The sequence below is a fragment of the Streptomyces sp. NPDC041200 genome (assembly GCF_055591805.1).
On sequence record NZ_JBVIZF010000001.1, the window covers coordinates 953,755 to 974,256 of the forward strand.

Annotated in this window: 20 protein-coding genes, 1 pseudogene and 1 riboswitch; of the genes and pseudogenes, 20 read left to right on the forward strand and 1 reads right to left on the reverse strand. The window is 72.0% G+C overall.

The genetic code is table 11. From position 1 onward, the window contains the following. Window positions 1-2: 2 nt before the first annotated feature. The 11 genes and pseudogenes from lepB (ACZ6CL_RS04465) to ACZ6CL_RS04515 all read left to right on the forward strand — a co-directional run bounded on the left by lepB (ACZ6CL_RS04465) (window position 3) and on the right by ACZ6CL_RS04515 (window position 9,634). Window positions 3-857, forward strand: a complete 855-nt coding sequence (gene lepB / locus ACZ6CL_RS04465) for a signal peptidase I (RefSeq protein WP_468930940.1) — start codon at window positions 3-5, stop codon at window positions 855-857. Beyond that, window positions 850-1,912: pseudogene (gene lepB / locus ACZ6CL_RS04470) on the forward strand (signal peptidase I); the annotation flags it as partial. The gene lepB (ACZ6CL_RS04465) and the pseudogene lepB (ACZ6CL_RS04470), both read left to right, overlap by 8 nt. Next, complete coding sequence (lepB, locus tag ACZ6CL_RS04475; protein WP_468930942.1) at window positions 1,824-2,873, forward strand: signal peptidase I; 1,050 nt, start codon at window positions 1,824-1,826, stop codon at window positions 2,871-2,873. The pseudogene lepB (ACZ6CL_RS04470) and the gene lepB (ACZ6CL_RS04475), both read left to right, overlap by 89 nt. Before the next feature lie 90 nt (window positions 2,874-2,963). Continuing rightward, window positions 2,964-3,719, forward strand: coding sequence for a signal peptidase I (gene lepB / locus ACZ6CL_RS04480; RefSeq protein ID WP_468930945.1), 756 nt, complete (start codon window positions 2,964-2,966; stop codon window positions 3,717-3,719). Between the two features lie 106 nt (window positions 3,720-3,825). Beyond that, on the forward strand, window positions 3,826-4,302 hold the full coding sequence (locus ACZ6CL_RS04485; protein ID WP_468931284.1) for an NUDIX hydrolase: 477 nt from the start codon (window positions 3,826-3,828) through the stop codon (window positions 4,300-4,302). A gap of 39 nt (window positions 4,303-4,341) precedes the next feature. Beyond that, a complete protein-coding gene (locus ACZ6CL_RS04490) occupies window positions 4,342-4,650 on the forward strand; it encodes a DUF2469 domain-containing protein (RefSeq protein ID WP_009714730.1) in 309 nt (102 codons plus the stop codon). Window positions 4,651-4,792: 142 nt separating this feature from the next. Further along, window positions 4,793-5,152 (forward strand): YraN family protein, encoded by a 360-nt coding sequence (locus ACZ6CL_RS04495; RefSeq protein WP_468930947.1) that lies wholly within the window; start codon window positions 4,793-4,795, stop codon window positions 5,150-5,152. Continuing rightward, complete coding sequence (locus tag ACZ6CL_RS04500; RefSeq protein ID WP_468930950.1) at window positions 5,153-6,775, forward strand: YifB family Mg chelatase-like AAA ATPase; 1,623 nt, start codon at window positions 5,153-5,155, stop codon at window positions 6,773-6,775. It begins immediately after the preceding gene. After that, window positions 6,775-8,028 (forward strand): DNA-processing protein DprA, encoded by a 1,254-nt coding sequence (gene dprA, locus ACZ6CL_RS04505; RefSeq protein ID WP_468930953.1) that lies wholly within the window; start codon window positions 6,775-6,777, stop codon window positions 8,026-8,028. The genes ACZ6CL_RS04500 and dprA overlap by 1 nt, the downstream gene beginning before the upstream one ends. Before the next feature lie 129 nt (window positions 8,029-8,157). Further along, on the forward strand, window positions 8,158-8,991 hold the full coding sequence (whiG, locus tag ACZ6CL_RS04510; RefSeq protein WP_468930955.1) for an RNA polymerase sigma factor WhiG: 834 nt from the start codon (window positions 8,158-8,160) through the stop codon (window positions 8,989-8,991). Between the two features lie 103 nt (window positions 8,992-9,094). Next, window positions 9,095-9,634 (forward strand): TetR/AcrR family transcriptional regulator, encoded by a 540-nt coding sequence (locus ACZ6CL_RS04515; protein WP_468931287.1) that lies wholly within the window; start codon window positions 9,095-9,097, stop codon window positions 9,632-9,634. On the opposite strand, the gene ACZ6CL_RS04520 is transcribed toward ACZ6CL_RS04515, so the two are convergent. Beyond that, a complete protein-coding gene (locus tag ACZ6CL_RS04520) occupies window positions 9,588-10,364 on the reverse strand; it encodes a peptidoglycan DD-metalloendopeptidase family protein (RefSeq protein WP_468930956.1) in 777 nt (258 codons plus the stop codon). The two genes, ACZ6CL_RS04515 and ACZ6CL_RS04520, sit on opposite strands and share 47 nt — an antisense overlap. 316 nt (window positions 10,365-10,680) lie before the next feature. On the opposite strand from ACZ6CL_RS04520, the gene rpsB reads away from it, so the two are divergent. The 9 genes from rpsB to ACZ6CL_RS04565 all read left to right on the forward strand — a co-directional run bounded on the left by rpsB (window position 10,681) and on the right by ACZ6CL_RS04565 (window position 20,501). Beyond that, on the forward strand, window positions 10,681-11,604 hold the full coding sequence (gene rpsB / locus ACZ6CL_RS04525) for a 30S ribosomal protein S2 (protein ID WP_468930958.1): 924 nt from the start codon (window positions 10,681-10,683) through the stop codon (window positions 11,602-11,604). Window positions 11,605-11,703: 99 nt separating this feature from the next. Then, window positions 11,704-12,540, forward strand: a complete 837-nt coding sequence (gene tsf / locus ACZ6CL_RS04530) for a translation elongation factor Ts (RefSeq protein WP_468930959.1) — start codon at window positions 11,704-11,706, stop codon at window positions 12,538-12,540. A gap of 151 nt (window positions 12,541-12,691) precedes the next feature. Further along, complete coding sequence (pyrH, locus tag ACZ6CL_RS04535; RefSeq protein WP_468930961.1) at window positions 12,692-13,471, forward strand: UMP kinase; 780 nt, start codon at window positions 12,692-12,694, stop codon at window positions 13,469-13,471. A 104-nt stretch (window positions 13,472-13,575) separates the two neighbouring features. Beyond that, window positions 13,576-14,133 carry a ribosome recycling factor gene (gene frr, locus ACZ6CL_RS04540; protein ID WP_009714720.1) on the forward strand — a complete coding sequence of 186 codons (558 nt, stop codon included), beginning with the start codon at window positions 13,576-13,578 and terminating at the stop codon, window positions 14,131-14,133. Further along, a complete protein-coding gene (locus ACZ6CL_RS04545; protein ID WP_468930963.1) occupies window positions 14,133-15,311 on the forward strand; it encodes a phosphatidate cytidylyltransferase in 1,179 nt (392 codons plus the stop codon). Before frr ends, ACZ6CL_RS04545 begins: the two co-directional genes overlap by 1 nt. A gap of 85 nt (window positions 15,312-15,396) precedes the next feature. Continuing rightward, on the forward strand, window positions 15,397-16,503 hold the full coding sequence (rlmN, locus tag ACZ6CL_RS04550) for a dual-specificity RNA methyltransferase RlmN (protein WP_468930965.1): 1,107 nt from the start codon (window positions 15,397-15,399) through the stop codon (window positions 16,501-16,503). Window positions 16,504-16,568: 65 nt separating this feature from the next. After that, window positions 16,569-16,673: riboswitch (TPP riboswitch) on the forward strand. Further along, window positions 16,669-17,742: a thiamine ABC transporter substrate-binding protein gene (locus ACZ6CL_RS04555; RefSeq protein ID WP_468930968.1), complete on the forward strand. Its 1,074-nt coding sequence runs from the start codon at window positions 16,669-16,671 to the stop codon at window positions 17,740-17,742. Its footprint overlaps the riboswitch before it by 5 nt. Before the next feature lie 95 nt (window positions 17,743-17,837). Beyond that, window positions 17,838-19,451 (forward strand): ABC transporter permease, encoded by a 1,614-nt coding sequence (locus tag ACZ6CL_RS04560; RefSeq protein ID WP_468931290.1) that lies wholly within the window; start codon window positions 17,838-17,840, stop codon window positions 19,449-19,451. A 15-nt stretch (window positions 19,452-19,466) separates the two neighbouring features. After that, the gene (locus tag ACZ6CL_RS04565; RefSeq protein ID WP_468930971.1) at window positions 19,467-20,501 is read left to right on the forward strand and encodes an ABC transporter ATP-binding protein; all 1,035 of its coding nucleotides are present in this window, start codon (window positions 19,467-19,469) and stop codon (window positions 20,499-20,501) included. The last annotated feature ends 1 nt before the right edge of the window (window position 20,502 follow it).

The following is a 20,502-nucleotide window of genomic DNA, read 5'->3' on the forward strand; positions in this document are numbered from 1 at the left end:
CGATGGACATCGAAGGACGGCTCGCGGAGCGCGATCGCTCCTCCTGCTCCGACCCGGAGCACGAGGAGCGATCGCGCTCTTCGCATTCCCCGGAGCAGCCTCCCGCGGAGCAGCCCGAGGCGGAGCGGCCCCCTGAGGAGCAGCCCGAGGCCGGGCGGACGCAGGAGTGGCCGTGGCGGCGGGCCGCGCTTCTCGCGGCCGCCTCCATGGCGCTGGTCCTGCTGGTGAGCGGGTTCGTGGTGCAGCCGTTCCTGATCCCCAGCGGCTCCATGGAGAACACCCTGCGCCCCGGGGACCGGGTGCTGGTGAACAAGCTCGCCTACCGTTTCGGGGACGATCCGCGCCGTGGCGACGTTGTCGTCTTCGACGGCACCGGCTCCTTCCTGCAAGAGGGGCCGTCCGGGAACCCGGTGACCGGCGCGCTGCGCAAGGCGGCCGCGGCGGTCGGTCTCGCCGAGCCCGCCGAGACCGACTACATCAAGCGCGTGGTGGGCGTCGGCGGTGACCGGGTCATCTGCTGCGACAAGCGGGGGAGGATCGAGGTGAACGGCCGGCCCGTGAACGAGGACTATCTGTACCCCGGGGACAGCGCCTCGCGGGTGCCGTTCGACACCGTCGTGCCCGAAGGGCGGCTGTGGGTGATGGGCGACCACCGCAGCGCCTCCCGGGACTCCCGCGACCACCTCGGCGAGCCGGGCGGCGGCACCGTCCCCGTGGACCAGGTGATCGGGCGTGCCGACTGGATCGGCTGGCCGTTTGGCCGGTGGTCCCGCGTCCGGGGCCCGGAAGCCTTCGCCCACGTCCCAGGACCCGGCGGAGCGCAGGGCGCGGCGGCCCCCGGCGGTGCGCATGGGTAACCGCGGACGCCCCCGCTCCGGCACCCGCCGGGCGGGGCTCGCCCCCGCCCCTGCCGCGCCGCAGCGCGAGCCGGGTCAGCGGCGTCTGGCCACGCGCGCGGAGCGTCGCCGGGTGCAGCAGCGGATCAAGCGCAGAAGACGCCGTTCCGCCGTGCGGGAGATACCGATCCTGATCGGTGTGGCGCTGGTGATCGCGCTGGTCCTCAAGACCTTCCTGGTCCAGGCGTTCGTGATCCCGTCCGGCTCGATGGAGCAGACGATCAAGATCGGCGACCGGGTGCTGGTCGACAAGTTCACCCCGTGGTTCGGCTCCAAGCCGGCGCGCGGGGACGTGGTGGTGTTCAAGGACCCCGGTGGCTGGCTCGAGGACGAGCGGAAGCCGCCCAAGGACGATCCGCCGGTCATCAAGCAGGGCAAGGAGTTCCTGACCTTCATCGGGCTGCTGCCCTCGTCGGACGAGCAGGACCTCATCAAGAGGGTGGTCGCCGTCGGCGGCGACACGGTGGCATGCTGTGACACGAACGGCAGGGTCACGGTCAACGGGACACCGCTGAACGAGTCGTATCTGTACCCGGGGAACGCGCCTTCGCAGCGCAAGTTCAAGGTGACCGTCCCCGCGGGGCGGATGTTCATGATGGGCGACCACCGGGCCAACTCGGCGGACTCCCGGGTGCACCTCAGCGAGGCGTACCAGGGCACCGTCGCGGACGAGAGCGTGGTGGGCCGGGCCGTGGTGATCGCATGGCCGTTCGGCCATATGCGGCAGCTGGAGGAGCCCGGAGCGTACGCCTCCGTGCGGGACGCGCCGAGTGGGGCGACACAGGTGAGCGGTGCGCCGCATAGGCTGTCCCCCATGGATCAGCAAGGAATGATCCAGCTCCCGACCCCTGCGGAACTCCCGCTCGTTATGGGAGTGGTGGGCCTGCGCCGTTCGTGGAGCAGGCGGCAGCGGCGTGAGGAGTGAATGTGGGGGACTTGGCGGTCGGCGCGCGATCCGGTCACGAAGAGCCCGAGAGGCGGCCCGGTACGAGCGGAGAGGGGACCGCGGACCAGGCACCGGAAGCGGCCGGGGCGTCCCTGGCAGCGGGCGGCGCTCCCGCGGCCGGACCGGCTGACACCCCGCCCTCCGGCCCTTCGGGACCACCCGGGCCGGGGTCCGGGTCCGGGCCCGGTGCGGAGCGGGAGGCCGGCTCCGAGGAGGAGGGCAAGGCGGCCGGTGCCGGGCGGCGGCCCGCGAAGGGCAGGAAGGTGCGCTCCTTCTGGAAGGAGCTGCCGATCCTGATCTTCATCGCGCTGGTGCTGGCGCTGCTGATCAAGACCTTCCTGGTGCAGGCCTTCTCGATCCCGTCCGACTCGATGCAGAACACGCTGCAGCGGGGCGACCGGGTGCTGGTGGACAAGCTCACTCCGTGGTTCGGCTCGAAGCCGGAGCGCGGCGAGGTGGTGGTCTTCCACGACCCGGGCGGCTGGCTCGGGGAGACCCAGACGCAGGACGCGGGCCCGATCGCCGAGGGCATCCAGGAGGCGCTCAGCCGCGTCGGCCTGATGCCGTCCGCCGATGAGAAGGACCTGATCAAGCGAGTGATCGCGACTGGCGGGGACACGGTCTCGTGCCAGCGCGGCGGCAAGGTGATGGTCAACGGCAAGGCGCTGGACGAGCCGTACATCTTCCCCGGGAACACTCCGTGTGACGAGAAGCCGTTCGGCCCGGTCAAGGTGCCCAAGGACCGGATCTGGGTGATGGGCGACCACCGTCAGGACTCGCTGGACTCCCGCTACCACCAGAACCTGCACAACGGCACGGTCTCGGTGAACGACGTCGTCGGGCGCGCGATCGTGGTCGCCTGGCCCATCAACCGCTGGTCCGCCCTGTCGGTCCCCGGAACCTTCGAGCAGCCGGGGCTGAGCGCGGCGGCTTCCATGGCCCCCTCGGCGCTCGGGCTCGCGGGCGCGGTGCCGCTCGTGCTGTGGCGTCGTCGCAGGCAGGCGGCAAAGGTGCGGGGGACGGCTGACTGACGCCCCTACCGCGGGTAAGGTGCGATCCCGTGCCACAGGGCATGCGGAACATGACCTTCTATGTCTGCTGGACACGGCGGGAGCACTGGAATGAGCGATGCCCGAGGGGCGGGGGGCAGCAGGCTGGGCGCCGTGCTGTCCGGGCTGGCGGTGGCCGTCGGCTGTGTGCTGTTCCTGGGCGGCTTCGCCTGGGGTGCGGTGCTCTACAAGCCGTACAGCGTCCCGACCGACTCGATGTCGCCGACGATCGGCAAGGGCGACCGGGTGCTCGCGGAGCGCATCGACGGCGGTGAGGTGCGCCGCGGTGATGTGGTCGTCTTCCAGGACGAGATCTGGGGCGCCCTGCCGATGGTGAAGCGGGTCATCGGAGTCGGCGGTGACAAGGTCGTGTGCTGCGACAAGCAGAACCGCATCACCGTGGACGGCAAGGTCCTCGAAGAACCGTATCTGCAGGACAAGGAACCGGCCTCGATGACCCGGTTCTCCACCACCGTGCCCAAGGGGCGCCTGTTCCTCATGGGCGACCACCGCAGCGACTCCCTCGACTCCCGGGTGCACCTCAGCGACAGCAGCCATGGAGCCGTCCCCACGGATGCCGTGACGGCCCGGGTGGACGCCACTGCCTGGCCGCTGGGGGCCTTCGGCATGATGGAGCGCCCGGAGGTGTTCAAGGAGTTGCCGGGCGGGGTCTCACAGGCCGGTCCGCTCCGGATCGTCCTGGTCTCGGTCCTGACCGGCGCCGTGCTCATCCTGGGAGGTGCGGCCTACGGGCCGGTCGCGCGCCGGATGGGAGGCGGCACCACCCGGCGGGAGGAGACGCGGGAGAAGGTGGCGGCCAGTGGCTGACGGGACTGGCGGGACTGACAGGGCTGACAGGGCTGACACGGCCGACACGGCCGACACGGCCGACACGGCCGACACGGCCGACGGGACCGGCGCGGAGGCGAGGCCGCTGCGGAAGGTCGCCCGGGTGGTGCTGCTCGACCCGCGGGACCGGATCCTGCTGCTGCACGGCTTCGAACCGGACGACCCGTCGCTGACCTGGTGGTTCACCCCGGGCGGCGGGCTGGAGGGCGAGGAGAGCCGCGAGCAGGCCGCCCTGCGCGAGCTGGCGGAGGAGACCGGGATCACCGATGTCCGGCTCGGCCCGCTGCTGTGGCGGCGCACCTGCTCCTTTCCCTTCTACGGCCGCCGCTGGGACCAGGACGAGTGGTACTACCTGGCCCGTACGGAGCAGACCACGACGCGCCCCGAGGGGCTGACTGAGCTGGAGCGGCGCAGCATGACCGGTTCGCGCTGGTGGACGGTGGAGGAGCTGGCCGGGGCCACCGAGCCGGTATACCCGACCCGGCTCGTGGGACTGTTGCGTACGCTGCTCGAACAGGGACCGCCCAGTACACCGGTGATCCTGGAGACTGAGCGCGTCTGACGCACAATGGGGGGACGCACGGCTGAAGGGGAACATGCCATGAGCGCCGAGGACCTCGAGAAGTACGAGACCGAGATGGAGCTGAAGCTCTACCGGGAGTACCGCGACGTCGTCGGTCTGTTCAAATACGTGATCGAGACCGAGCGCCGCTTCTATCTCACCAACGACTACGAGATGCAGGTGCACTCGGTCCAGGGTGAGGTCTTCTTCGAGGTGTCGATGGCGGACGCCTGGGTCTGGGACATGTACCGACCGGCGCGGTTCGTCAAGCAGGTACGCGTCCTGACGTTCAAGGACGTGAATATCGAGGAGCTGAACAAGAGCGACCTCGACCTTCCGGGCGGCTGATCTTCCGGGGTCGGCCTTCCGTGGCTGACTCACTCTTCCGGGTGGCTGAGTTGTCCACCTGCGGCGGGTCGTCCACAGAAATCCACCAAGATCCCTGAATTCGGGGCGGGGGCGTCACAGTCGGTGCCGGAGGTGGTGCCGAATGAACGCCCGGGGAGCACTGGGCCGCTACGGCGAGGACCTGGCGGCGCGCCGGCTGGCCGAGGCCGGTATGACCGTCCTGCAGCGCAATTGGCGGTGCCGGGACGGCGAGATCGACATCGTCGCGCTGGACGCCGGGGCGCTGGTCGTATGCGAGGTCAAGACTCGTCGCGCGGAGGGCTACGAACCTCCGGCGGCGGCGGTCAGGCCCGGCAAGGCCGACCGGCTGCGCCGCCTCGCCGAGCGCTGGCTCGAGCGGCACGGCGGGCCGCCGCCGGAGGGCGTGCGGATCGACCTGGTGGGCGTGGTGCTGCCGCGGCGCGGCGCGCCCGTGGTCGAGCACCTGCGGGGGGTGGTCTGAATGGGGTTCGCCCGCACCTGCTCGGTCGCCCTGGTCGGGGTCGAGGGCGTGGTGGTCGAGGTCCAGGCCGATCTGGAGCCCGGCGTGGCCGCCTTCGCCCTGGTCGGTCTGCCCGACAAATCCCTGGTGGAAAGCCGGGACCGGGTCCGCGCCGCAGTGGTCAATTCCGGCGCCGCCTGGCCGCAGAAGAAGCTCACCGTCGGGCTCAGCCCGGCGTCCGTCCCCAAGGGCGGCAGCGGCTTCGACCTGGCCGTGGCCTGCGCGGTGCTCGGCGCCGCCGAGCGCATCGACCCACGGGAGATCGCCGATCTGATGATGATCGGGGAGCTGGGCCTGGACGGCCGGGTCCGGCCCGTGCGCGGAGTGCTGCCCGCCGTGCTCGCGGCCGCCGAGGCCGGATACCGGCAGGTCGTCGTACCGGAGCAGACCGCGGCCGAGGCCTCCCTGGTCCCGGGCGTCTCGGTGCTCGGCGTGCGGAGCCTGCGCCAGCTGATCGCGGTCCTCACCGACGAACCGGTCCCCGAGGAGGACGAGCCGCTGGAGGCCGGGCGGCCCGACCCCATGCTGGCGGGGCTCACCATGCCCGGCGCGGGCATGGGCGCCGGAGTGGCCGCACTCCCCGGGGCCGGGGCGGGCCGCCCCGATCTGGCCGAGGTCGCCGGGCAGCGGGCCGCGCGCTCCGCGCTGGAAGTCGCCGCCGCCGGGGGCCACCATCTGTTCCTCATCGGGCCGCCGGGCGCGGGCAAGACCATGCTCGCCGAGCGGCTGCCCGGGCTGCTGCCGCCGCTCACCCAGCAGGAGGCGCTGGAGGTCACCGCCGTGCACTCGGTGGCCGGAGCGCTGCCGCCGGGCCAGCCCCTGGTGGAGACACCCCCGTACTGCGCACCGCACCACTCGGCGACCATGGCCGCCCTGGTCGGCGGCGGAAACGGGCTGCCGCGGCCGGGTGCGGTCTCGCTCGCCCACCGCGGGCTGCTCTTCCTGGACGAGGCGCCGGAGTTCAGCGGCCGGGCCCTGGACGCCCTGCGGCAGCCGCTGGAATCGGGCCATGTGGTGGTCGCCCGCTCCGCGGGCATGATGCGCATGCCCGCGCGCTTCCTCCTCATGCTGGCCGCCAACCCCTGCCCGTGCGGGCGCCACGGGCTGCTGGGGAGCGGCTGCGAATGCTTGCCCTCGACGGTCCGCCGCTATCAGTCGCGGCTGTCCGGCCCGCTGCTGGACCGGGTCGACCTGCGCGTCCACGTCGAGGCGGTGAGCCGGGCCGAGCTGACCGGGGCGCGCGGCACGGCGGAGGGCACCGCCGCGGTCGCGGCCCGGGTGCGCGAGGCGAGGGAGCGGGCCGCCGCGCGCCTCGCGGACACCCCCTGGCGGCTGAACAGCGAAGTGCCGGGCCATGAGCTGCGCACCCGCTGGCATGCCTGCCCCGGGGCGCTCCGGGAGGCCGAGCGCGACATGGAGCGCGGGCTGCTGACCGCCCGCGGCCTGGACCGGGTGCTGCGGGTCGCCTGGACCGTCGCCGACCTCGCCGGGCACGACCGGCCGCTGGCGCCGGATGTCGCGCAGGCCCTCCAGCTGCGCACCGGAGTGGCCCGCGGGGTGCCGGTCGGCGCGGGGGAGTGCTGATGGCCGCCTTCCCGGCGGGAGGCCCGCTCGTGGCGCCCTGGCCATCACGCGCCCTTGACCCCGGGCCGGGCGTAGGCGACGAGGAGCGGCTGGCCCGCGCGGCCCTCACCCGGCTCGTGGAGCCCGGCGACGAAGCGGTGGGCCGCTGGCTGCGCGAGCTGGGGGCGGTCGGCCTGTGGCGGGCGCTCACCGGGGAGGCCGAGCCGCCGTCCGGGGCGAGCCCGCAGCGGCTGGCCGGATGCGCGCTGCGGGCCACCGGGCTCGACCCGGCGGCCGACCTCGGCCTGATCGCCGCCAGCGGCGGGCGGTTCATCTGCCCCGGGGACATGGAGTGGCCCGGTCAGCTCGACGACCTGGGGGACGCTCGCCCGGTCGGGTTATGGGTGCGGGGCCCCGCGTCGCTGCGCATGTGGGCACTGCGCTCGGTCGCCGTGGTGGGAGCGCGCGCCTGCAGCGACTACGGCGCCCATGTCGCGGCGACGATGGGTGCCGGGCTCACCGAGCGGGGCTGGGTGGTGGTCTCCGGCGCGGCCCAGGGGGTGGACGGCGCGGTGCACCGCGGGGTCCTCGCCGCGGGCGGGGCCACCATCGCCGTGCTCGCCTCCGGCGTGGACACCCCCTATCCGCGGGGGCACACCGAGTTGATCGAGCGCATCGCGGAACAGGGGCTGGTACTGGCCGAGTTGCCGCCCGGCGCGCATCCCACCCGCGGCCGCTTCGTGCTGCGCAACCGGGTCATCGCCGCGCTCACCCGCGGCACGGTCGTCATCGAGGCCGAGTACCGCAGTGGATCGCTGGTCACCGCCCGCCGGGCACAGCAGCTCGGCCGGTCCACCATGGGCGTGCCCGGCCCGGTCACCAGCGGGCTCTCCGCGGGGGTCCATGAACTGCTGCGCGGCGAGGCCGTCCTGGTCACCGACGCCGACGAAATCACCGAGCTGATCGGCGCCATCGGGGACCTCGCCCCTGTCCGGGAAGGGCCCCTCGTCGAGCGGGACCTGCTCGATCCCGTGACGGCACGGGTGCTGGAAGCGTTGTCGGCACAGGGCGGCAACGACGGACGTGAGGTGGCCAGGGATTCCGGGACGAGCTGTGAGGAGGCCGTGGGCCGGCTCTATGAACTGCTCGCCCTGGGTTTCGTCGAACGCCATGGCGACCGCTGGCAGTTGGCGCCGCCCGCACGCCGTAGTGACGGCACACGGCGAGGCGATCCCCCAAATCGGGGCAATCGGGTGAAAGGGTTGAGGCGATGACCGTATCCGCAGACCGCCGAGTCGACGCCCTTCGCATACCGCGACGCCGCAGTCACGCTACGCTCACAAGGTTTCCGGTGGAAGCGTACGACCTCACTCATGTCATGGCAGAACGGCTCAAGGCGACGAATGCCCCAGCACATCTCCGGGTCTGACCGCGCGGCGCCGCCCGCTGCCCGCGGCGCGGTGCGCCCCGCGGCACCGTCCTCGCTCGACGAGCTGTGGCGGTCGTACAAAGCCACGGGCGACGGGCGGCTACGGGAGCAGCTGATCCTGCACTACTCGCCACTGGTGAAATACGTGGCCGGGCGGGTCAGCGTCGGGCTGCCCTCCAACGTCGAGCAGGCCGACTTCGTCTCGTCCGGTGTCTTCGGACTCATCGACGCCATCGAGAAGTTCGACCCCGAGCGCGCCATCAAGTTCGAGACCTACGCCATCACCCGCATCCGCGGTGCGATGATCGACGAACTGCGGGCGCTGGACTGGATCCCGCGCTCGGTCCGCCAGAAGGCCAGGGCGGTCGAGCGGGCGTACGCCACGCTGGAGGCGGCGCTGCGCCGCACCCCCAGCGAGGCCGAGGTCGCTTCCGAGATGGACATCAGCGTCGACGAACTGCACGGGGTCTTCAGTCAGTTGTCGCTGGCCAACGTGGTCGCCCTGGAGGAGCTGCTGCACGTCGGCGGCGAGGGTGGCGACCGGCTCAGCCTCATGGACACCCTGGAGGACACCGCCGCGGACAACCCGGTCGAGGTGGCCGAGGACCGGGAGCTGCGCCGACTGCTCGCCCGCGCCATCAACACCCTTCCGGAGCGGGAGAAGACCGTGGTCACGCTCTACTACTACGAGGGGCTCACCCTGGCCGAGATCGGCCAGGTCCTCGGGGTCACCGAGAGCCGGGTCAGCCAGATCCACACCAAGTCCGTGCTCCAGCTGCGCGCGAAACTCGCCGACGTCGGACGCTGAATCGTCCCGCCGGGATCGCCGCCGCCGTGACGTGAACGTGACGTCTCCGTACAGTGGTGGCGTGCCCAGGATTCGAGCGGCCTCAGTGGCCGAGCACCGGACGATGCAGCGCGGCGCCCTGCTGGAGGCCGCCCGCTCCTTGCTGTCCGAGGGCGGTACGGAGGCGTTGACCTTCCCCGCACTCGCCGAGCGCACGGGCCTCGCCCGCTCGTCCGTCTATGAGTACTTCCGTTCCCGCGCGGCCGTGGTCGAGGAGTTGTGCACCGTCGACTTCCCGGTCTGGGCCGCCGAGGTCGAGGCCGCCATGGAGGAGGCCGGTACGCCCGAGGCGAAGGTCGAGGCGTATGTGCGCCGACAGCTCGCCCTCGTCGGCGACCGCCGCCACCGCGCGGTGGTGGCGATCTCGGCCGGTGAGCTGGACGCGGGTGCGCGCGAGAAGATCCGCGCCGCCCACGGCGGGCTGATCGGCATGGTGGTCGACGCCCTCGGAGCCCTCGGCCATCAGCAGCCCCGGCTGGCCGCGGTGCTGCTGCAGGGCGTCGTGGACGCCGCGGTCCGCCGCACCGAGCTGGGAGCCGCCGAGGACCCCGAGCGCATCACGGAGGCGGCGGTCGCCATGGCCCTGAACGGCGTGCGCGGCTGACCTCCGAGGTCCCGCCGCGCGCCGAGCGGACCTGGCCGCGCAGGCGGCGCCCGGCGTAGGCGGCCGCGGCCGCCAGCGCCGTGGCCGGGGCCAGGTCCCACGGTCCGGTGGGGGAGGCGGTCGCCAGAAGCGGGCGCGAACCGGCGGTCCGCGGCGGTGGCGCCGTCGCGGACTCCCCGGCGGCCGGGACGCCGAAGACCGGCAGCAGCCGGGACGGGCCGCCCCTCAGTATCGACGGCGGCAGCAGCGACAGCGGATCCAGATAGCGGTCCCCGCGCCGCAGCCCCCAGTGCAGGCACCCCGCCGCGCAGTGGAACGGGCCCGCCTCCACCACCCCGACCACCTGCCCCGCGGCCACCCGCGCGCCCCTGGCGACCGTGGCCCGTACCGGTTCGTAGGACGTCCGCAGCGGAGGGTCGCCGGTCCCGGGCAGTTCGATGGTGAGCACCCCGCGCCCCGCGACCGGCCCCGCGAAGCTCACCCGCCCCGAGGCCGCCGCCCGCACCCGCTGCCCCGCCCGCGCCGCCAGGTCGACCCCGCGGTGGCCCGCCGCCCACGGCGCGGGCGGCGGCCGCCACGCCCTCAGCACCGCCGGCCGCGCCGTCCCCGCCGGGCCCGCCACCGGCCATGACCGGCCCTCGGATCCCGGGGCCGCCACCGCGGCCGGGGCCCGCACCACGAACACCAGAACGCACAGGGCAAGAGCCCACACCGCACCAAGCCGTCGCATGTCACCCACGGTGACGCCCATCGCCGCATCTGGTGGATCATGGACGCGAAGTGGGGACTACCCACGGGTTGTGGATATCGCCGTCACCCGGCACCGCACGGGTCCCGTACACTTCTTATGGCGATCCGGGTCACCGGATCGACTTCGCACGCCCCGCCGCCGACGCCCCGAGCACGTTTCGGCAGCACGGCGGCCGCGCCCCTCGGTCCTCGGACGAGCCCCCTACCAGGGCCCTCGTTCGTGGCAGGCGCGCCGGGGCGTCAGGCGCGGCGGCCGCCCGGCCGCCGTGGAACCGAGTACCTCAAGGAGTACGGCCATGGCCGTCGTCACGATGCGGGAGCTGCTGGAGAGCGGCGTCCACTTCGGGCACCAGACCCGCCGCTGGAACCCGAAGATGAAGCGCTTCATCTTCACCGAGCGCAACGGCATCTACATCATCGACCTGCTCCAGTCGCTGTCGTACATCGACCGCGCCTACGAGTTCGTCAAGGAGACCGTCGCCCACGGCGGCTCCATCATGTTCGTCGGCACGAAGAAGCAGGCGCAGGAGGCGATCGCCGAGCAGGCGACCCGCGTCGGTATGCCGTATGTCAACCAGCGCTGGCTGGGCGGCATGCTGACCAACTTCTCGACTGTCTACAAGCGCCTGCAGCGCCTCAAGGAGCTCGAGCAGATCGACTTCGAGGATGTGGCCGCCTCCGGCCTCACCAAGAAGGAGCTGCTGGTTCTCTCCCGCGAGAAGGCCAAGCTGGAGAAGACCCTCGGCGGTATCCGCGAGATGCAGAAGGTGCCGAGCGCCGTCTGGATCGTGGACACCAAGAAGGAGCACATCGCCGTCGGTGAGGCGCGCAAGCTCCGCATCCCGGTGGTCGCGATCCTCGACACCAACTGCGACCCCGACGAGGTCGACTACAAGATCCCGGGCAACGACGACGCGATCCGTTCCGTCACGCTGCTCACCCGCGTGATCGCCGACGCGGTCGCCGAGGGCCTCATCGCCCGCTCCGGCGTCGCCACCGGCGACGAGAAGGCCGACAAGGGCGCGGCCGAGCCGCTGGCCGAGTGGGAGCGCGACCTGCTCGAGGGTGAGAAGAAGGCCGACGAGCCCGAGGCCAAGCCGGCCGAGGCCGCCGAGGAGAAGCCCGCCGAGGCTGTCGCCGAGACGCCGGCCGAGGACGCGAAGCCGGTCGAGGACGCGAAGCCCGCCGAGGCCCCGGCCGCGGACGCCGAGCAGGCCTGACCTACGCAGACGGTGTACAACGGCGGGGGTCGGTGCGGTGGCACCGCCCCCGTCGTTCACCCGTAGAGCTTTCGACTTTCGAGAAGAGATTCACAGATCATGGCGAACTTCACCGCCGCTGACGTCAAGAAGCTCCGCGAGCTCACCGGCGCCGGCATGATGGACTGCAAGAAGGCGCTGGACGAGGCCGAGGGCAGCGTCGACAAGGCCGTCGAGATCCTCCGCGTCAAGGGCCAGAAGGGCGTGGCCAAGCGCGAGAGCCGCAGCGCCGAGAACGGTGCCGTTGTCTCCCTCATCGCCGACGACAAGACCTCCGGCGTGCTGGTCGAGCTGAAGTGCGAGACCGACTTCGTGGCCAAGGGCGACAAGTTCATCGCCGTCGCCGACGCCATCGCCGCCCACGTCGCCAAGACCGTCCCGGCCGACCTGGAGGCCCTGCTCGCCTCCGAGATCGAGGCCGGCAAGACCGTCCAGGCGTTCGTGGACGAGGCCAACGCCACTCTCGGTGAGAAGATCGTCCTCGACCGTTTCGCGCAGTTCTCCGGCGGCTACGTCGCCGCGTACATGCACCGCACCAGCCCGGACCTGCCGCCGCAGGTCGGCGTCCTGGTCGAGCTGGACAAGGAGAACGCCGAGGTCGCCAAGGACATCGCGCAGCACGTCGCCGCGTTCGCGCCGAAGTTCCTGAGCCGTGACGAGATCGCGGCCGAGACGGTCGAGAACGAGCGTCGCGTCGCCGAGGCCACCGCCCGCGAGGAGGGCAAGCCCGAGGCCGCCCTGCCGAAGATCATCGAGGGTCGCGTCACCGGCTTCTTCAAGGAGAACGTCCTGGTGGACCAGGCGTTCGCCAAGGACAACAAGAAGAGCGTCCAGAAGGTCCTGGACGAGGCCGGCGTCTCCCTGACCCGTTTCGCCCGTTTCCGCGTCGGCGTCTGAGCCGAGCAGCGAAACACCGGCGACACCGATAGGGTCGTAGGCAGCCAACCGTCAACCGGTCGGCCGCAGATGTGACGAGGAGGCCATTGCCGCAGAGGTCGTACCAGGACCCGGCAGTGGCCTTCTTCGTATGTGCACGAGGAGATCTCCAATGAATCACGGCGCGGACGCCACACAGGCCGCCGACAAGAACGCGGACGGCCCCGTACGACACGGCCGTTTCCTGCTGAAGCTGTCCGGCGAGGCGTTCGCCGGGGGCGGGGGACTCGGGGTCGACCCCGATGTCGTGCACGCCATCGCCCGCGAGGTCGCCGCCGTGGTGCGGGACGGCGCGGAGATCGCCATCGTGATCGGCGGTGGCAACTTCTTCCGCGGGGCCGAGCTGCAGCAGCGCGGCATGGACCGGGCGCGCTCGGACTACATGGGCATGCTCGGCACCGTCATGAACTGCCTCGCTCTCCAGGACTTCCTGGAGAAGGAGGGCATCGACTCCCGCGTCCAGACCGCCATCACCATGGGCCAGGTCGCGGAGCCGTACATCCCGCTGCGCGCGGTGCGCCACCTGGAGAAGGGACGCGTCGTGATCTTCGGCGCGGGCATGGGCATGCCGTACTTCTCCACGGACACCACCGCCGCCCAGCGTGCCCTAGAGATCGACGCCGAGGCGCTGCTCATGGGCAAGAACGGGGTCGACGGGGTCTATGACTCCGACCCCAAGCGGAACCCGGACGCCGTCAAGTTCGACGCGCTGGAGTACAGCGAGGTGATCACCCGGGACCTCAAGGTCGCCGACGCCACCGCGATCACCCTCTGCCGGGACAACAAGCTGCCGATCCTGGTTTTCGAGCTGACCGCCGAAGGAAATATCGCGCGCGCGGTGAAGGGTGAGAAGATCGGCACGCTCGTGAGCGACCGGGACGTACGCGCCTGACGGCTCGTTCGGGGGATGGACAACGGCCTGCCGGTCGGACACCGTGCAGGAGAAGACGCACGCAGGGGCGAGGCTCTGCTTACGGATAACACCAGGAGCAAGTGGTGATCGAAGAAATCCTCCTCGAGGCCGAGGAGAAGATGGAGAAGGCCGTTGTGGTCGCCAAGGAGGACTTCGCCGCGATCCGCACCGGGCGTGCGCACCCGGCGATGTTCAACAAGATCGTGGCGGACTACTACGGTGCGCTGACGCCGATCAACCAGCTCGCGTCGTTCTCGGTGCCCGAGCCGCGCATGGCTGTGATCACGCCGTTCGACAAGAGCGCGCTGCGCAACATCGAGCAGGCGATCCGCGACTCGGACCTGGGGGTCAACCCCAGCAACGACGGCAACATCATCCGAGTGGTGTTCCCCGAGCTGACCGAGCAGCGCCGCAAGGAGTTCATCAAGGTCGCCAAGGGCAAGGGCGAGGACGCGAAGATCTCGATCCGCAGCATCCGGCGCAAGGCCAAGGAGTCGATCGACAAGCTGATCAAGGACGGCGAGGTCGGCGAGGACGAGGGCCGCCGTGCCGAGAAGGAGCTCGACGACCTCACCGCGAAGTACGTCGCGCAGGTGGATGAGCTGCTCAAGCACAAGGAAGCCGAGCTGCTCGAGGTCTGATGAACGACTCTTCCTGGGGGGCCCCACCACGCGCCGGACTCTGGGGACCGACTGATCAGGGCACCTCCCCCGGCTACGGCTGGGAGGTGCCCCCTTCTTCGGCGGGTCCCGCGCACGACGTGGCCGAAGCGGCGCAGACTCGCCCCATGCCCACCGTGCCGCACGCAGGCGGCGATCCCGGCGACGCCGCCGGCCGTGACCGGGGGGCCGCCCGGCCGGGCGGCCCCTTGTTCCGCGATGAGCGCGAGCCGCGGCCCGGCCCCCGGCAGCCGCCCGCCGGGCAGCCGCCGACGCCCCCCGGCCCCGGCCCCGAGTCCGCCGGGAGCGCGCCCGGCAGCGGCGGCGGTCAGGGCACGAAGAAGAAGAGCGCGGGCCGCGATCTGCGCGCCGCGATAGGGGTGGGCGTCGGCCTCGGCGTGATCATCATCGCGTCGCTCTTCATCTACAAGCCCGTGTTCATCGGCGTGATAGCGGTCGCCGTGGTCGTCGGGCTGTGGGAGCTGACCTCCCGGCTGGCCGAGCGGAAGGACATCCGGGTTCCCCTGGTGCCGCTCGCAGTCGGCGGCGTCGCCATGGTCGTCGCGGGCTATGTGCGCGGGGCGCAGGGCGCCTGGGTGGCGGTGTCGCTCACGGCGCTCGCCGTGCTCGTGTGGCGGATGACCGAGCCACCCGACAACTACCTCAGGGACGTCACGGCGGGCGTCTTCGCCGCCTTCTACGTGCCGTTCCTCGCCACCTTCGTGGCGCTCATACTGGCCGCGCCCGACGGCGCGCAGCGGGTGCTGACCTTCCTGCTGCTGACCGTGGTGAGCGACACCGGCGCGTACGCGGTCGGCTGGCGCTTCGGCAAGCATCCGCTCGCGCCCCGCATCAGCCCCGGCAAGACCCGCGAGGGACTGATGGGCGCGGTGGCGTTCGCGATGGTCGCGGGGGCGCTGTGCATGCAGTACCTCATCGAGGGCGGCGTGTGGTGGCAGGGGCTGCTGCTCGGCCTCGCCGTCGCGGTCAGCGCGACCCTGGGGGACCTCGGCGAGTCCATGATCAAGCGTGACCTCGGCATCAAGGACATGGGCAAGCTGCTGCCCGGCCACGGCGGGATCATGGACCGGCTCGACTCGCTGCTGCCCACCGCGCCCGTGGTGTGGCTGCTGCTGGTGATCTTCGTGGGCGGCGGCTGAGCCGTACGTAGCGAACAAGGCTGTTCAGGGCCCCGTGCCGCCCGTGGCGCGGGGCCTTCCGCATGTCTGCGACACTGGTACGGCCATGCCTAAGCCCGGAGAACTCACTTTCGCCGTGCCGCGTGGGGCCAAGAAGCCCCCGCGGCATCTCGCCGACCTCAGCCCCGCCGAGCGCCGCGAGGCCGTCGCCGCGCTCGGGGAGAAGCCCTTCCGGGCCGGGCAGGTGTCGCGTCACTACTTCGCCCGCTACACCGACGACCCCGCACAGTGGACCGACATCCCGGCCGCCGCGCGCGAGAAGCTGGCGACCGGGCTGCTGCCGGACCTGATGAGCGTGGTGCGGCACATCAGCTGCGACGACGACACCACCCGCAAGACCCTGTGGCGGCTCTTCGACGGCACGCTCGTCGAGTCCGTGCTGATGCGCTACCCGGACCGGGTCACCATGTGCATCAGCTCCCAGGCGGGCTGCGGCATGAACTGCCCGTTCTGCGCCACCGGCCAGGCGGGTCTGGACCGCAACCTGTCGACCGCCGAGATCGTGCACCAGATCGTCGACGGCATGCGGGCGCTGCGGGACGGGGAGATCCCCGGCGGCCCGGCGCGGCTGTCCAACATCGTCTTCATGGGCATGGGCGAGCCGCTGGCCAACTACAACCGGGTCATCGGTGCCATCCGCAGGCTCACCGACCCCGAGCCGGACGGCCTCGGTCTGTCCCAGCGCGGCATCACCGTCTCGACCGTGGGACTGGTCCCGGCGATGCTGCGGTTCGCCGACGAGGGCTTCAAGTGCCGCCTCGCGGTCTCCCTCCACGCGCCCGACGACGAGCTGCGCGACACCCTCGTCCCGGTCAACACCCGCTGGAAGGTGCGCGAGGTCCTGGACGCGGCGTGGGAGTACGCGGAGAAGTCCGGCCGCCGGATCTCCATCGAGTACGCCCTGATCAAGGACATCAACGACCAGGCCTGGCGCGCCGATCTGCTCGGTCGGCTCCTCAAGGGCCACCGGGTGCACGTCAACCTCATCCCGCTCAACCCGACGCCTGGCTCCAAGTGGACGGCGTCCCGGCCGGAGGACGAGAGGGCGTTCGTGGCGGCCCTGGAGCGGCACGGGGTGCCGGTGACCGTCCGGGACACCCGGGGGCAGGAGATCGACGGGGCGTGCGGCCAGTTGGCGGCCACGGAGCGCTGACCACCGGCTGATACGGTGCCTTCGCACAACCGTCGTACAACCATCCCGTAGCGACGGACAACCGAACATTCCGACAGGGGAGCGCGAAACGCGCTGAGAGTGCGGCACGGCCGCAGACCCTCCAACCTGATCCGGGTCATACCGGCGTAGGGAGTCAGCCTCACGATGAACAGCCATCTTCGGCGTGCGATCACCGCCGCCCTCGTCGGTTCCCTCGGCACCGGCGTCCTCAGCGGCTGCGGCGGGGGCGGGGCGGAGGGCAAGGACTCCAAGACCGTCACCCTGGTCTCGCACGATTCGTTCGCGGCGTCCAAGGCGGTCCTCAAGGAGTTCACCCGCACCACCGGCTACAAGGTGCGGGTACAGGCCGGGGGCGACGCGGGGGCGGCCGTCAACCAGGCGATCCTGTCCAAGGGCCATCCGCAGGGCGATGTGTTCTTCGGCGTCGACAACACCCTCCTCTCCCGCGCGCTGGACAATGACCTGTTCACGCCGTACGAGGCGAAGGGCCTGGACAAGGTCCCGGCCGCGCATCAGCTCGACCAGGCGAAGCACCGTGTCACCCCGGTCGACTACGGCGACATCTGCGTCAACTACGACCGCGCGTACTTCGAGCGCGAGAAGCTCGCGCCGCCGAAGACGTTCGCCGATCTGACCAAGCCCGCGTACAAGAACCTCCTGGTCACCGAGAACGCCGCCACCTCGTCCCCCGGCCTCGCCTTCCTGCTCGGCACCGCCGCCCGCTACGGCGACCACGGCTGGCGGGACTACTGGAAGAAGCTGCGGGCCAACGGCGTCGAGGTGGTCGACGGCTGGGAGCAGGCCTACAACGACCGCTTCTCCGGCTCGGCGGGCGGCGCCAAGGGCGACAAGCCGCTCGTCGTCTCGTACGCCTCCAGCCCGCCCGCCGAGGTGGCCGACGCGAAGTCGAAGCCCGCGAAGGCCCCCACCGGGGTGGCGGAGGGCACCTGCTTCCGGCAGACGGAGTTCGCCGGGCTGCTGAAGGGCGCGGGCAACACCAAGGGGGGCAAGGCGCTGCTGGACTTCCTGCTGACCAAGCGCTTCCAGGAGGACGTACCGCTGAACATGTACGTCAATCCGGTGCGCGAGGACGCGAAGCTGCCGGAGATCTTCACCCGGTACGGGGCCAAGGTCGCCGACCCGGCCACGCTGCCCCCGCGGAAGATCGCCAAGAACCGTGAGCCCTGGGTCAAGGCATGGTCCTCGCTCGTTCTGTAGCGCCCCGCGAGAAGCCCGAGAAGCCCGAGAAGCGCGAGAACCGTGAGAAGGGCGGGGGGCGGAACGGTCGCGGCGCCGCCCTGCGGTTCGCCCTGATGGCCGTCCCGCTGGCCTTCTTCGGTGTCTTCTTCGCGTATCCGGTGGCCGCGATCGTCACCCGCGGGCTGCGCGCCGACGGCCGGTGGCGGCTCGGGCGGATACCCGAGGTGCTGGGCGATCCGTCCGTCCTGCACACGCTGTGGTTCACCGGCTGGCAGGCGGCCGCCTCGACCGGGCTGACCCTGGCGGTCGCGCTGCCCGGCGCGTATGTCTTCGCCCGCTTCGCCTTCCCCGGCAAGGGGCTGCTGCGCGCCGTGGTGACCGTGCCGTTCGTGCTGCCGACCGTGGTCGCCGGATCGGCGTTCCTGGGGCTGCTCGGCCGGGGCGGGCTGCTGGACGAGCTGTGGGGGATACGGCTGGACACCAGCGTCTGGGCGATTCTGCTGGCCCACGTCTTCTTCAACTACGCGGTGGTCGTCCGCACCGTCGGCGGGCTGTGGGCGCAGCTCGACCCGCGCCAGGAGGAGGCCGCCCGGGTGCTCGGCGCGAGCCGCCTCGCCGCCTGGCGCCGGGTCACCCTGCCCGCGCTGGGCCCCGCCGTGGCCGCCGCCGCGCTGATGGTCTTCCTGTTCACGTTCACCTCCTTCGGGGTGATCCAGATCCTCGGCGGCCCGCGCTACGCCACCCTGGAGGTGGCCATCTACCGGCAGACCGCGCAGCTGCTCGACCTGCCGACGGCCGCGGTGCTCACCCTCGTCCAGTTCGCGGCGGTCGCGGCCGTCCTCGCCCTGCACGCCTGGACCGTACGGCGCCGGGAGGGCGCCCTGCGGCTCGTCGACGCCGCCCGGACCGCGCGCCGCCCCCAGGGCCCGGCGCAGTGGGGGCTGCTCGCGGGGGTGCTGGCCGTCGTCGCGCTGCTGATCGTGCTGCCGCTCGCTGTGCTGGTGGAGCGCTCGCTGCACGGGCCGGACGGCTACGGATTCACGTACTACCGGGCGCTCCAGTCCGCCGCCGACAGCGGCGGCACCTTCTTCGTGGCTCCCGTGGACGCCATCGGGAACTCCCTCCAGTACGCGGCCGTCGCCACCCTCTTCGCCCTCGTCGTCGGCGGTCTCGCCGCCGCCGCGCTCACCCGGAGGGCGGGGCGTTTCGTCCGCGGTTTCGACGCGCTGCTGATGCTGCCGCTGGGCACCTCGGCGGTCACCGTAGGCTTCGGCTTCCTCATCGCGCTCGACGAACCCCCGCTGGACCTGCGCGCGTCCTGGGTCATCGTCCCGCTCGCCCAGTCCCTGGTCGGCGTGCCCTTCGTGGTCCGCACGATGCTGCCCGTCCTGCGGGCCGTGGACCACCGGCTGCGGGAGGCCGCCGCCGTGCTCGGCGCCTCCCCGCTGCGGGCCTGGCGCGAGGTGGACCTGCCGCTGGTGGGGCGGGCGCTGGCGGTCGCGGCGGGGTTCGCGTTCGCCGTATCGCTCGGCGAGTTCGGGGCCACGGTGTTCATCGCCCGCCCCGACCTGCCCACCCTCCCGGTGGCCGTGGCGCGTTTCCTGGGCCGCGCCGGACAGCTCAACTACGGGCAGGCGATGGCCCTGAGCACGATCCTGATGCTGGTGTGCGCCTGCTCCCTGCTGGCGCTGGAACGCGTCCGCACCGACCGCTCGGGGGAGTTCTGAGATGGGGGGACCCTGATGACGCCGCCGCTGCTGCGACTGGACGAGGTGACGGTCAGGTACGGCCGCCACGACGCGCTCGACGCCGTCGACCTGGCCGTCGCCGAGCAGGAGACGGTCTGTGTGCTGGGCCCCAGCGGCAGCGGCAAGTCCACCCTGCTGCGCGTGGTCGCCGGACTCCAGCGCGCCGCTTCCGGCCGGGTGTGGCTCGGGGGCCGCGACCAGAGCGGTGTGCCCACCCACCGGCGCGGTGTGGGGCTGATGTTCCAGGACCATCAGCTCTTCCCGCAGCGCGACGTGGGCGGCAACGTCGCCTTCGGGCTGCGGATGCGGGGCACCGGGCGCGCGGAGGCGGACCGCCGGGTGGCCGAACTGCTGGAGCTGGTCGGACTGCCCGGCGCGCAGCGGCGGCCGGTCGACTCGCTGTCCGGCGGTGAGCAGCAGCGCGTCGCGCTCGCCCGCGCACTGGCGCCGCGGCCGCGGCTGCTGATGCTGGACGAGCCGCTGGGCCAGCTCGACCGCGGGCTGCGGGAGCGACTGGTCGTGGAACTGCGCGAGCTGTTCGCCCGGCTGGGCACCACGGTCCTCGCCGTCACCCACGACCAGGGGGAGGCCTTCGCGCTCGCCGACCGGGTCGTGGTCATGGAGGACGGGCGGATCGCGCAGTCCGGCACCCCGCTGGAGGTGTGGCAGCACCCCGCGAACGAGTTCGTCGCCCGCTTCCTCGGCTTCGACAACGTGGTGGAGGCGACCGTGCACGGCGACGTGGCCGACACGGTGTGGGGCAAGCTGCCGGTGCCGCCCGGCACCCGGCCGGGCCCGGTGCGGCTGCTGGTCCGCCCGGCCGGGGTGCGGCTCATCGCCCCCGCGGACGGGCTGCCCTGCGTGGTCGCCGCCCGCACCTTCCGCGGCGACCATGTGGCGCTCATCCTCCAGCCGTCCGGGGGCCCCCGCCTGGAGGCCTCCTGCGCGCTGCGGGACGCCCCGGAGGCGGGGGACCGGGTCGGGGTGGCGTTCGACGCGGCGGACGTGGTGGTGCTCGATTCGCCGTAGA